This is a genomic window from Metabacillus fastidiosus NBRC 101226 (assembly GCF_001591625.1).
GTDB classification, from domain to species: Bacteria; Bacillota; Bacilli; order Bacillales; family Bacillaceae; genus Metabacillus; species Metabacillus fastidiosus.
This window is the reverse complement of the sequence record NZ_BCVG01000109.1, coordinates 1-12,236: the sequence shown is the minus strand read 5'-3', so window position 1 is coordinate 12,236 and position 12,236 is coordinate 1. Positions and strand designations below refer to the sequence as shown.

The window sequence follows — 12,236 nt, the reverse complement described above, 5'->3', positions numbered from 1 at the left end:
TTACTGCCCGTTAAGGCTGGGATAAATTCATGCTTATCGAACTTCCACACGATAATTCAGATCAAAGTTAAATGCATGTATTAATACATCGCCCATACACACCTTCTCTCGCAAATAAATTGTTAGAAGTCCTATTTAAAATCTCTTCTTTTTAAATAAATTAACTTTTCATATGAGTTTAGTAAGATTTAGGGTTGGAAAATTCATATGTATCAGTCTTGTAAATAAAAAAAGAGAGTGAACAAAAAACATGCCAGTCCAGGCTTTGTATTTTGTTAAGTCTCTAGTTATCTAGTCGATTATTTTTATAAAAGTAGAATAGCTATTGCTCGAATGCAATTATAACCACGCTGATGAAACAATTCAATAATATGGCTAACAGTGAAACACGAATGACTCAGAATGAGCAAGAAATACATTTTTTGTAATTTGTTAAGAGTATGAAGATACAGGCCTTCCTGTTATAAAGATTGAAAAAGATGTTTTTATTGATAAAAGGGAACAGTGGAAATGGGACGGAGCCACACTCATATGGGTAAAAATTTTAATAATTAAGGACTTTCAACTATAGATTTAAGTTTTACACATAATAAAGAACCCTACGGTTTGCACTATGTACAGTACGGTAGAGTCCCAAAAGGAAGAACAGAGGAAATAATGTAGAAAGTTTTTTATTTCCTTTATTATGCTCTTTTTTTCAAAAAGCAGAATACCTTCTACTTATTTAAATTAAACAAACTCTCACTTTAAGTTAGGACACAACATTATAACGCTTCAAGAATTTCTTCCCTGTCCAGACAAATAATCTATCCATAAGAAATCCCATCAATCCTAACACAACTAATCCTACGAAAATCCAATCTGTCTGGAAGTACAGTCTTGCATTCCAAATCATAAAGCCGACACCTTCATTTGCCGCGACCATTTCCGCTCCAACGATCGCCATAAAGGAGGACCCCATCGCAAGCTTTGCGCCTGTGAAAATGTATGGGATGGAAGCTGGAATAATGACATATCGCAGCACTTGAAAATTAGAGGCTCCCATGCTTTTAGCTGAGCGGATCTTATCCTCTGAAATCGAAAGGACCCCTGTTAATGTATTGATCGTCACAACGAAAAATGTTGCGTATACGATTAAAAATATTTTTGACTGTTCACCAATCCCAAACCAAAGCATGAACAGTGTAATAAATGCTAGAGGTGGAATGAAACGAACAAAGTTAATTAATGGTTCCACAAGTGATCGGATCGTTCGATTGCTGCCAATTAATAAACCTAGCGGAATAGCGATCAAATTACCTAAAAACCAGCCTGCCAGGACACGCGCAAAACTATAGCCCATGTAGATGAATAACGAGCCGTCTTTACTAAGCTCTATTGCACCTTGCAAAGTAGCAAGAGGACTCGGCAGAAACTGGGGATCTGAAAAATAAGCGGCAATGCTCCAAATAACTAATAATCCCAGCCAAGTTAAAATACCCGTTTTTAAAACTTTTCTCCAAGGACTTTTAAAAGATTTTCTTTTTTTCACCGTTTTATGTCTGACTTCGTGCTGCGCAATTGTTTCCATTTCCATGACCTCCTTAGTCGAAATGAGATTGGACGATTTCATAATAATGATTAAAATCTGGGCTTGTAATTTCACGCGGATACGGTAAATCAATTTCATAAGTACTCGTAATCTTGGAGGAAGGGCCGATGGACATAATGCCAATACGCTGACCAAGCATCAATGCCTCCTGAATATCATGTGTCACGAAAATGACTGTCTTATTCGTTTCCTGCCAAATCCTAATAAGCTCCTTTTGCATCGTGCGTCTTGTCATGGCATCCAATGCACCGAATGGTTCATCCATGAGTAAAATATCAGGATTATTTGCCAGGACACGTGCTAATTGCACACGCTGTTTCATCCCTCCTGAAATCTCGCTTGGAAATTTATGATGATGGCCCGAAAGCCCGGCAAGCTCAATATAGGAATGAACGATTCGCTTTCTTTCTTCTAAAGGAACCTTTTTCATTTTAAGCCCAAATTCTACATTTTCCTCTACTGTCAGCCATGGAAACAATGCGGAATCAGGTGATTGAAATATAAAACCGCGGTTTGAATCATGATTGGAATTCGCCCCATGTATGTTAAGCTGGCCATCTGTTTTCTCCAGAAATCCGGCAATCATATTAAGCAATGTTGATTTTCCGCATCCGCTCGGACCTAGTAAAATATAAAACTCTCCGCGCTGTATCGTTAAATCAACATCTTTTAATACATAAACCTTATCTGATGTGTCCTCTGAAAATGTTTTTGACAGCCCTCTAATTACGATAGATGGGCTTTTTTCTTTTATCACTGTCATAGGGCGATTCCTCCAATCCTTAATTTCCGTATGTTACAGACTCTGGAAATGCCTCACGTAAAGGTTCCAGTACTAATTTATCCTGCAGATCATAGTCTTTCTTTAATAAGTTTTTATCAAGAAGCCACTCTTTCATAGTTGATAAATGATCAAAATCTTCCTGCTTAAATTCAAGAGTATAATTTGAACGCTCTAAATCACGTAAAGTATCTTCTTTTTTCACTTTTAATTCTTTATAAGCTATTTCTGCTGTACCGTCCGGATTTTCTTTGACATAGGCCATTCCTTCTTTAATTGCTTTTAAAACATTAACAACAGCCTTCGGATTTTCCTCTGCAAATTTTCTATTTGCGACTAAGTAGGCGCTTAATGAAATATCGATGGAAGAAAGATCATCAATTTTATGAACCCCATCAATCGCTTTATACTTCTCAATTACAGCACCATTCGCTAATACCGCATCAATATCACCTTTTTTCACACCTATAATTGCTTCATCCGGTGTACTGAACGGTACATAGTGGACTTCCTCTTCTTTAATTCCTAAATGCTCTAAATATTTTGCCCAATGGTATTCACTAACCGTTCCTTTTGCTACCCCGATTTTTTTCCCTTTTAATTGTGCTGGTTCGTTAATATCTTTAACTGCTAGAATTTCAGATTTCTTAATTGTTTCAGATGTACTATGTGATAAAGATGAGATAACGACTAAGTCACCCCGGTTTAACGAATTCAATAAGGCATAATCGGCTGCCAAGCCTGTATCTGTTTGTTCTGTTAGTAATGCGTTAATCGTATCAATTCCATATGCGAAATTTGATAGCTGCGGTTCGATGCCATGTTTTTCAAAATAGCCTTCTGTATTTGCGGCACGAATCTGTAAAGATCCTCCTGCCGCTGTATCAATTCCAATCCGTACTTTTGCTGTTTTTTCTCCTTCTGTACTCGCTTTACTATCATTCGAGCAACCTGCTAAAAAGAGTGATAACACCAAACTAAAAACTATTAGCCCGTATAAACGCTTCATCGCAACTCCTCCATTATTAATTATTCTGCTTTTCTAATGTTTCATCATAGCGTGCTACACATAATGCTCCCTCACCAAGCGACTGCGCTCCTTTTATTTCTACGATTGAATCCGTGCCGCTTTGTGCCGCATTTGGTACACGGAATGTCTCAATCTTTAGAGGTTCAATAGCTACTTCGTTTGGTTTTTCAAGCTGCGGTACCCAGTTATATGGAACCCGGTAAGCACGGTAAACCATGTTAGAATTACGAGCATTTTTATAAGGGGAAATGTATTCCCAAACGATTTCATGATTCTCTGTTACTTCAAAAATACGGCCGTTTGCCCCCTCGGTAATCAATGTATTACCATTTTCTAAGCGTTGGGCAGAGCTAATATACGGACTGTAAAAACGGAAAGAATCTGTCGGCACTTGGAATTTAGCCTCATGTCCTGTATACTGCCATACGATTTCAAGTGTAACCGGATCAATTTCTAATACGCGTGAATGATCCCGTACCGCATTTTTATTGCCGTCTGGCGATGATGGATTTGGTGCACCATAGCCGCCCCATCCTCCATTATCGAATACTAATAAGTTGCCTTCACCTGGCAGACCTTGTGGGATAATATGAGCATGATGCTGTCCGATAATCCAACCTAAATGCTTTAACTCAGGCTTCGAATAATCAGGTCCGATCTGCCATACAATTTTGCCTGTACGCTTATCTGTAATACCGATAATATTCGCTTCACGTGCATCCCAGATAATATTGTCTGGATGGAATCTTTCATCACCTGCATCATAATGACGATTTGGTCCGACTGCCGAAATCGAATTAATATGTAACCAGTCACCAGATTTATTTCCGAAAAAGCGTCGATTTGGCTCTTCATAAATAATTTTCTTCGCTTCATCATCGAATTGAAGTTCGTCAAAGTGATCACTGAATGACCATTCCCATACGACATTTCCTTCCCAATCAACTTCTAAAATAACATCGTCTAAAAGTTCATACTTAGAAATTTTAGGATTATGAACATCACGATGAGCTAAAATAAGTGTGTTCCCCGAATCTGTTTTTGGATTTTGGTCTGGTGCATAGTAACCGACAGGATTTCCTTCACGCTGGTAATCGTGATGTGCCCGTGCAAGCCAGTGTCCTTCATGTCCGGGATCTGTAATAAATTCGTGCTTATCGAATTTCCAGACGACATTCCCTTCAAAATCTACTTGCACAAGGTCGCCTTCATCTTGGAAACCATACTCCGGATCACGGTTAAATGTATGTCCTAATACATAGCCACCTGGAAAAATCTTATTTGGAAAACCGCGAAGCCCTTTCCATAAATGAACTTCTTTTCCGTTCATATCAATTAATAAAGCACCAAGGTCAGGAGCTTGAAAAATCGTATAACCGCTCCATGCCTTTTCTGGTGAATAAATTGTTGCCCCTGTCGGATGAATTGTTGGAAGTCCCATCTTTCCCCACTCCTTTTAATATTGTTAATAAATTATTTAATAAGTTAAAAAATGGCTTTTTTGAATAGTTGAATCTTTTTTATTTTCATTCTCTTTCGCTAATGATAAGATTTCACCGGCTAACCCTTCCAAATTGTTGATCAAGTGCCGGTAAACATCAATCTGCAGTTGAATTTCTTCGAGTGAGAATCCACTGAATAGAACAGAAATAAGATTTAACCCAATGTCATTATTTCGTTCTATAAATTCTCGTCCGCTATCCGTAATTTCCAGCAGTACAATCCGCCGGTCTTCGTTATGACGTTTTCGAACCGCAAATCCTCTGTCTTCCAGCTTATCGCAAATTGCAGTAATTGCCCCTGAGGTAAGATCAAGCTCATCAGCTAAATCTGTTAAACGCTGCTCACCTTCTTGAATAATCTTTTTTAAAATCAAGAATCCCGGCAGCATTACGCCTTCAATAATGATTTTGTCGCGTTCTTTTACAAACTTACGAACCATTTTGCGAAACAACCAATCTGCTTCTTCCAGCAGATCAAGCTCAGTCTTTTCCATACTCCTCCTTACCAGGCTTTATGGGTACAAAAAAGGCACCCAACAATTTCAGAGCATTCATATATAACATGAATGATGAAAAGTATAGGTGCCTTTGGATGTCCAATCAGCGCTTAAAATTAATTTAACGTTAAAATAATGAAGATTAAATGATTTAATATTGATATATTAATTCCTAAATTCATATATGTCAAGTAGGATTTATAAAAAATATATTTGATTCTCACTCTTCAAAAACAGAAATGTTAGACACTTATATTTATATTGAAGAAGAAAAATTGTCATTTTAATATGAAAAAGCACTACCTTTTGCAATTTTCACTATACTATACTTCTTTCTGTTCCCGGCTTGAAAATAGAAAAATTAAATTACTATGAAAAAACGAGAAAAAAGGCGTTTTAGTGAGAAAACAGGGTATGATACTGGCTTTCATTTCATTTGTTTTCGTTTTCATGGAAGAATAGGAACTTTGTGTAAATAGGCAAAATGACAGATAATAAAGATACCAAATGACGGAAGGGGATAAACAAAATGGAAAACAACTTCTTATCAGTATTCTTCATTTCAGACGCAGTATTCAAAGAAGAGAAACAAGCAAAAAGCAAAATCGAAGCTTCATTTAACGTATCAGACGCATTCTTCATCGCTTACAAATAATAAAACATTCCAAGGAGGAACTAACTATGTATCAACTACTACCTTTCTTTACAAAAACAAAAAAACAAACAGTTAAAACAAACAAAACAGAAGGCTTTGACATCTTTGACGCATTCTTAGCAGCTTATAAATAAAAAATACATGCACCAACAATAAAAAATTACCTGGAGGAGATCTTATGTATCAATCAGTTTACTTCTTTTCAAAAAAGAACACTGTTAGAAAACAGACGCTTAAAACAAATGGTTCTGCTTTTAATATTTCAGATGCTTTCTTAACTGCTTATAAGCATTAATCGAATTTTTTCCCACGCTTGCTTTTACTCTCTCAAATGAAAAGAGCAACACATTATATATCTGTCACTATTCCACTACTTATACATCTCTCATGCTATTTGCTCTTTTATCTACTCATTTTAATTAATCCTTCCATTAAACAATTCTCAATCAATAATATTATCATCAGTAACTTAACCCATCCAATATTAATACAACTAGTGAGCCCAAAATTACCAAGAAATCAATTTCTAACAGTACTAAATTATATTCTGTATATACGTAAACAAAAAACTCCATGATATGCGTTATGCACGCTTCCATGGAGTTCATTTATTTAAGCACCCATTTCTTCTTTTACAACTGCTACGATTCTATCGACATATGTACGGCATTCTTCTTCTGTTGGCGCCTCAGCCATAACACGAACTAAAGGCTCTGTGCCAGATGGTCTTACAAGGATTCGACCATTGCCACTCATTTCTTTTTCCACTTCTTCTATTACTGCTTTTACTTTTTCATTTTCTGATACTTTATTTTTATCTGTTACTTTTACATTTATTAAAAGCTGTGGATACTTCTTCATCTCTCCAGCGAGTTCTGATAAAGTTTTACCTGTTACTTTCATAATATTAACGATTTGTAATGCAGTTAAAAGTCCATCACCTGTTGTATTGTAATCAAGGAAAATAATATGGCCTGATTGTTCTCCGCCTAAATTATAATTATTTTTCTTCATTTCCTCTACAACATATCTATCACCAACTGCTGTTGGAATACTTTTTATTTGCTGTGCTTCTAATGCTTTATAAAATCCTAGATTACTCATTACTGTTGAGACGATCGTATCGTCATTTAATCTGCCTTGTTCTTTAAAATATTTTGCGCAAATATACATGATTTGGTCACCATCAACAACCGCTCCCTTTTCATCTACAGCAATTAATCGGTCACCATCACCATCAAATGCCAGCCCGACATCTGCACCCTTTTCTCTTAAAAATGCTGCTAAAGCTTCAGGATGAGTCGAACCGACACCATCATTTATATTTAGACCATTAGGGGAAGTTCCCATTGTAGATACATCTGCATCAAGATCAGCGAATAAATGTGTTGCAAGCGATGATGTTGCACCGTGTGCACAATCTAATGCAACATGTATGCCAGTGAATTCTTCATCAACAGTTTGTTTTAGGAATTGAAGGTACTTTTGTCCGCCTTCAAAATAGTCATTTACTTGACCAATATCGGCACCTACTGGTCTTGGCAATTCATCTTGTTCTTTATCCATTAATTGTTCAATTTCAAATTCTTCTTCATCCGATAATTTAAAACCGTCCGGACCGAAAAATTTTATTCCGTTATCTTGAACTGGATTATGTGAAGCAGAAATCATTACACCTGCTTCTGCTCCGAGTGCTTTCGTTAAAAATGCAACACCAGGGGTAGAAATAACCCCCAGCCTCATCACTTCGGCCCCAATAGAGAGAAGTCCGGCAACTAAAGCCCCTTCAAGCATATGACCTGAAATACGTGTATCACGACCAATGATCACTTTCGGTTTTTCTTTATTTTTCGTCAGAACATACCCGCCAAAACGTCCAATTTTAAACGCTAATTCAGGTGTCAGTTCACTATTTGCTACGCCCCTTACTCCGTCTGTCCCAAAATATTTTCCCATTAGCTTATTTCGCTCCTTTTTGTCTTCTATCAAGAAGATGAAGTTATCTTCACTTTTACTTCATCCTTCGGCAAAACTGATGTTATATTTTGTGGTCCGTTTACTTCCACTTTTACATCATGTTCTCCTTCGCCGAGATCTGTGACATTAACATATAATTCAATATCTGATGCCTTAATTGCTTCTACAATGCTTGATGCACCTAATACTTGTACTGACAATGTTTTCGAAACAGGGTCTAAAAATTCAAGTGTCCTTCCTTCCCCTAATCCAACTATCTTTATCTTTTTATTATCAAAAACTTCTTTTTCTTCCTTCTCTACTTTAATTTTCAGTTTGATTTTCTCAGGTGTCACTTTTTTGACTCCTGGCGGTTTCGGTACATCTACGTCAATAACTGTGTCGTCTTTTATCTTAGATAAATCAACTGAAATACCATTAATAAATTCTAATTTATCTAATACATCCATAGGTCCGAATACAGTCACTTCATTAGGTTCTGATTCTATACGGGATATGCTTATTCCTTCAGGCAGCTTACCTTCCCTTGCAATTTTAAATGTTAATGTCTTACTAGGGCTAGTTATTGGAACAGTAATATCGACAACTGATGGTTCCACTTCCACTGGTAATACATTACCATCCTTATCATAAATCGTTACTCGTGACTCCTGCTTTACCGTTTCCTCTGCATTTGCTAAATCAACAGTCGCTTTAACATGGTCAATGCTTTTAATAATTTCATTTGAAGCAGTTATTTGGACACTGTTAGGGTTAACAATTGGCTGTTCTGGTTTATACCCTTTTTTTATCTTATTCCTATTTAAAAAATCAACATCTACTGAAAAATCTTTTGTCACCTTTTCTTCGATTGAAACAGAGATAATAGCAGGGTTTATAGTCGCTTCTAATTCCTTTGGTAAATCTTTATACTTTAATTCAATTTTATGTGTACCGATCGATAAGTTTCTTAAATCTGCATACACTTTAAAATCTTTATATTGTCTAGCTTTAATTAACGGTGTTGCTGGCCCCTCAAGTGTTACATTAACAGTTTCTGGAACACCAGTAACAACAAGATTCTCCTGATCAAAATATGTTGTTACAGGTATATCAGTAACTGTTGCAGTATCCGTAGCAGGCGGCGGAATTAAAGAGCTTCCCGGCTTTTTAACAGTTAGAGGATCAGAATCAAAGTTTACAGAAAGATAGAGTAAAATCGCAAATAATAAAGCAATAATTCTCATAACCCAAGGATTATTCATAAATTTATCCATTTCTTCTTACCCTCCATTGCCACAGGTTTGAAGAGGTTTGTTTTACCATCGTTATTAATTCTGCTTTTAATATTTCAGCTAAAGCTTCTTTACTTAGATCCCGATGTAATTCCCCATTTTTAGTAACCGTAACACTGCCAGTCTCCTCTGAGACAACAATCGTCAAACTGTCTGTAACTTCGCTTATTCCAACTGCTGCCCTATGTCTTGTCCCTAACTCTTTTGAAATAAACGGACTTTCTGAAAGAGGCAGGTAACAGGCAGCGGCAGCTACTTGATTATCCTTGATAATTACTGCTCCATCATGAAGCGGAGTATTAGGTATAAAAATATTAATTAACAATTCAGATGACAATTTAGAATTAAGGATGATACCCGTCTCGATATAATCACCCATTCCTGTATCTTTTTCTATTGTCATTAAAGCACCGATTCTTCGTTTAGCCATATAATCCGTCGCTTTTAATATTGCCTCGACCGTATTGGCTTGTTCTTCCTCGCCTTGTGATGCAGTGCGTGAAAATAATTTTCCTCTCCCAAGCTGTTCTAACGCCCTTCTTAGCTCAGGCTGGAAAATAATAATTACTGCTAAAAACCCCCATAGTAAAGCTTGGTCCATTAGCCATTGTAAGGTATGTAGTCCTAAATACAAGCTTACTTGCCTTACTAATATTATGACCGTTATTCCTTTTACAAGTTGAACGGCTTTCGTTCCACGTACGACCATAATTACTTTATATATAACGTACCAAACTAGGAGAATATCAACGGCTATGCCGAGGTAATGCAAAATAGGAAAGTCCTCAAAGGCCATTTTATTTTCCTCCATTAGTCCAAGTTTACTTAATTAAATAATCACTCTATTATATCATATGTAGTCTGGTAAAAATCAAATCAAAGAAGGTCATCTTTTGGATGACCTTATAAAAACTTCCTAATACAGCTATTTAACTCCACTGACGACTTCCTGCCCTAGAGATTTCATATGGTACCAAAGCCATTCGAACATTTCATCAATCTCCTCTATGTCGCCAGTAACTTGACCGGCAGAAGCCATATATTTCTCTCCATTTATAACAGTCACATTTCCTTCTACTGTACCTTCAATATTTAAAGTTCCATTTTTAACAGTTACGTCTCCGTGAATAACTTTACCCTCTGGAACAGTTACAATATTGTTTTTAACAACAAGATTTGGCTGTGGTGTGACACTGAACTGATGGTCCTCTGTCCATGTTGATACAACACTTCCTGTCATTAAAACGATAAATAAAGATGCAGCAGCGAGGAAAGGATGATTTTTTAACCATCTGCTCCATCTAACTGTCTGTCTCTCCTTAGGGAGCTTGCTCATAACAGCTGCTGTAAAATCTTTAGGTGCTTCTATATGTGATGTACTCTTCACAAGAGCAATTGACTTTTCAATCTCATACAAATGTTTAGAACAGCTCTCACAAGTTTGAAGATGGGCTTTTAAATGCTCATCCTCTTCACTACTTGTTTCATGATCCAAATGTTTATGCATAAGCTGCAAAATATCTAAAGGACAACTCATTTAATTTCACCCCAGTCATAAATGCCTTAATTGCTTTCTTAGAGCTTCTCTTCCCCGATGAATTCGAGTCTTTACAGTACCAACTGGTATATTTAAGATCTCACTAATTTCAATTAGAGAGAGCTCATCAATATATTTTAGTACAATAACAGACCGATATTTATCAGGAAGCTTCAAAATAGCTTTTTGAATTGTTTCTTGAAGCTCCATCGTTTCGACTTCATCTTCTGGTAAAGCGATATCCACTGCGACTTGCGAGTACATCGTTAATCCATCTGTACCAGATACTTCGGCATCTAGATAATAATCCGGTTTTTTCTTCCTTATGCGATCAATTGAAAGATTAGTTGCAATTCTATACAGCCAGCTTGAGAACTTCTTATCTACATCGTATGTGTGAATATTAACGTAAGCTCTTATAAACGCTTCCTGTGCAATATCTTCTGCCTCATGTGCATTTCCAACCATACGGTAACATAGTTGATATATTTTATCTTTATATAAATCAACTATTTCTGTAAATGCGCTTTGGTCACCTTTTTTCACTTGCCTAATTCTTTTCTTTACAATAGTCTCCATTTTTCTATTTACCTCCGCACTTGCGGCTCTATTTATATACGAAGAAATTTAAATTAAGTTTCACTTTTGTAAAATGAATACTGTTAATCAGCTCCAATTGCTTATATGAAAGGAGCATAAGTGAAGACAATGAATTAAAATAACCGTACATCTTTTCCTCATATAAATATTTTAGCAAATTTTGGAGGAGAATAAATAGAAAAAGAACAAATTTTTAAAATCTCTTTTAAATACTTAACTATTTATAATATGCACCTATAGTATAACTAAGCTAGTCATTATACTAAAAATACCTTGAACAGAATGTCCAAGGTATTTTCTCTATAATTAATTGTAGAAATATCTAATTTGGTGGAGCCTAGCGGGATCGAACCGCTGACCTCCTGCGTGCAAGGCAGGCGCTCTCCCAGCTGAGCTAAGGCCCCAATATCATATTAATAATAAAAGTAAGATGTGCTCATGGAGCGGAAGACGGGATTCGAACCCGCGACCCCCACCTTGGCAAGGTGGTGTTCTACCACTGAACTACTTCCGCGAAAAGTGAGCCATGAAGGACTCGAACCTTCGACCCTCTGATTAAAAGTCAGATGCTCTACCAACTGAGCTAATGGCTCTAATAAATGGCTGGGCTAGCTGGATTCGAACCAACGAATGACGGAGTCAAAGTCCGTTGCCTTACCACTTGGCTATAGCCCATTAAATAATTATGTATATTACTAACTTTCCATTTAATAATAAATCTATTCATTTTAAAAAGTGAAAATAACAGTTTTTATTAACTGTCTAGGTTCTTACTTTTTTATGAAATTAAAT

General features: G+C 36.4%; 11 protein-coding genes and 4 tRNA genes. 1 reads left to right on the top strand and 14 read right to left on the bottom strand.

Annotated elements, in window-relative coordinates; genetic code table 11:
• Positions 1 to 751: 751 nt before the first annotated feature.
• Genes BFA01S_RS18270 through BFA01S_RS18250 form a run of 5 tightly spaced genes read right to left on the bottom strand, consistent with a single transcriptional unit; the run spans position 752 to position 5,398 of the window.
• Positions 752 to 1,570, bottom strand: coding sequence for an ABC transporter permease (locus tag BFA01S_RS18270; protein ID WP_082800072.1), 819 nt, complete (start codon positions 1,568 to 1,570; stop codon positions 752 to 754).
• Between the two features lie 13 nt (positions 1,571 to 1,583).
• Entirely contained in the window at positions 1,584 to 2,354 is a 771-nt protein-coding gene (locus BFA01S_RS18265) for an ABC transporter ATP-binding protein (protein ID WP_066234106.1), read from the bottom strand.
• 19 nt (positions 2,355 to 2,373) lie between these two features.
• Positions 2,374 to 3,381, bottom strand: a complete 1,008-nt coding sequence (locus BFA01S_RS18260; RefSeq protein WP_066234103.1) for an ABC transporter substrate-binding protein — start codon at positions 3,379 to 3,381, stop codon at positions 2,374 to 2,376.
• A gap of 16 nt (positions 3,382 to 3,397) precedes the next feature.
• Positions 3,398 to 4,843: an aryl-sulfate sulfotransferase gene (locus BFA01S_RS18255; protein ID WP_066234100.1), complete on the bottom strand. Its 1,446-nt coding sequence runs from the start codon at positions 4,841 to 4,843 to the stop codon at positions 3,398 to 3,400.
• Between the two features lie 36 nt (positions 4,844 to 4,879).
• A complete protein-coding gene (locus BFA01S_RS18250; protein WP_066234097.1) occupies positions 4,880 to 5,398 on the bottom strand; it encodes a MarR family winged helix-turn-helix transcriptional regulator in 519 nt (172 codons plus the stop codon).
• A gap of 532 nt (positions 5,399 to 5,930) precedes the next feature.
• On the opposite strand from BFA01S_RS18250, the gene BFA01S_RS23530 reads away from it, so the two are divergent.
• Positions 5,931 to 6,056 carry a hypothetical protein gene (locus BFA01S_RS23530; protein WP_268874891.1) on the top strand — a complete coding sequence of 42 codons (126 nt, stop codon included), beginning with the start codon at positions 5,931 to 5,933 and terminating at the stop codon, positions 6,054 to 6,056.
• Positions 6,057 to 6,668: 612 nt separating this feature from the next.
• Here BFA01S_RS23530 and glmM read toward each other — a convergent pair.
• The 9 genes from glmM to BFA01S_RS18205 form a co-directional block, all read right to left on the bottom strand.
• Entirely contained in the window at positions 6,669 to 8,012 is a 1,344-nt protein-coding gene (gene glmM, locus BFA01S_RS18245; RefSeq protein ID WP_066234094.1) for a phosphoglucosamine mutase, read from the bottom strand.
• Positions 8,013 to 8,041: 29 nt separating this feature from the next.
• Positions 8,042 to 9,289 carry a CdaR family protein gene (locus BFA01S_RS18240; RefSeq protein WP_066234091.1) on the bottom strand — a complete coding sequence of 416 codons (1,248 nt, stop codon included), beginning with the start codon at positions 9,287 to 9,289 and terminating at the stop codon, positions 8,042 to 8,044.
• Positions 9,282 to 10,103 (bottom strand): diadenylate cyclase CdaA, encoded by an 822-nt coding sequence (gene cdaA, locus BFA01S_RS18235; protein ID WP_066234089.1) that lies wholly within the window; start codon positions 10,101 to 10,103, stop codon positions 9,282 to 9,284. Before cdaA ends, BFA01S_RS18240 begins: the two co-directional genes overlap by 8 nt.
• Before the next feature lie 129 nt (positions 10,104 to 10,232).
• Positions 10,233 to 10,844, bottom strand: coding sequence for an anti-sigma-W factor RsiW (gene rsiW, locus BFA01S_RS18230; RefSeq protein ID WP_066234086.1), 612 nt, complete (start codon positions 10,842 to 10,844; stop codon positions 10,233 to 10,235).
• A gap of 15 nt (positions 10,845 to 10,859) precedes the next feature.
• Positions 10,860 to 11,423, bottom strand: coding sequence for an RNA polymerase sigma factor SigW (gene sigW, locus BFA01S_RS18225; protein WP_066234083.1), 564 nt, complete (start codon positions 11,421 to 11,423; stop codon positions 10,860 to 10,862).
• 349 nt (positions 11,424 to 11,772) lie between these two features.
• Positions 11,773 to 11,848 (bottom strand) — tRNA-Ala (locus tag BFA01S_RS18220).
• Between the two features lie 35 nt (positions 11,849 to 11,883).
• Positions 11,884 to 11,958 (bottom strand) — tRNA-Gly (locus BFA01S_RS18215).
• A 6-nt stretch (positions 11,959 to 11,964) separates the two neighbouring features.
• A tRNA-Lys gene (locus BFA01S_RS18210) sits at positions 11,965 to 12,037 on the bottom strand.
• 7 nt (positions 12,038 to 12,044) lie between these two features.
• A tRNA-Gln gene (locus BFA01S_RS18205) sits at positions 12,045 to 12,119 on the bottom strand.
• Positions 12,120 to 12,236: the final 117 nt, after the last annotated feature.

Coding starts and splice junctions, on each gene's coding strand:
- BFA01S_RS18270 (WP_082800072.1), bottom strand. CDS start 1,570: ATGGAAACAATTGCGCAGCACGAAGTCAGACATAAAACGGTGAAAAAA.
- BFA01S_RS18265 (WP_066234106.1), bottom strand. CDS start 2,354: ATGACAGTGATAAAAGAAAAAAGCCCATCTATCGTAATTAGAGGGCTG.
- BFA01S_RS18260 (WP_066234103.1), bottom strand. CDS start 3,381: ATGAAGCGTTTATACGGGCTAATAGTTTTTAGTTTGGTGTTATCACTC.
- BFA01S_RS18255 (WP_066234100.1), bottom strand. CDS start 4,843: ATGGGACTTCCAACAATTCATCCGACAGGGGCAACAATTTATTCACCA.
- BFA01S_RS18250 (WP_066234097.1), bottom strand. CDS start 5,398: ATGGAAAAGACTGAGCTTGATCTGCTGGAAGAAGCAGATTGGTTGTTT.
- BFA01S_RS23530 (WP_268874891.1), top strand. CDS start 5,931: ATGGAAAACAACTTCTTATCAGTATTCTTCATTTCAGACGCAGTATTC.
- glmM (WP_066234094.1), bottom strand. CDS start 8,012: ATGGGAAAATATTTTGGGACAGACGGAGTAAGGGGCGTAGCAAATAGT.
- BFA01S_RS18240 (WP_066234091.1), bottom strand. CDS start 9,289: ATGGATAAATTTATGAATAATCCTTGGGTTATGAGAATTATTGCTTTA.
- cdaA (WP_066234089.1), bottom strand. CDS start 10,103: ATGGCCTTTGAGGACTTTCCTATTTTGCATTACCTCGGCATAGCCGTT.
- rsiW (WP_066234086.1), bottom strand. CDS start 10,844: ATGAGTTGTCCTTTAGATATTTTGCAGCTTATGCATAAACATTTGGAT.
- sigW (WP_066234083.1), bottom strand. CDS start 11,423: ATGGAGACTATTGTAAAGAAAAGAATTAGGCAAGTGAAAAAAGGTGAC.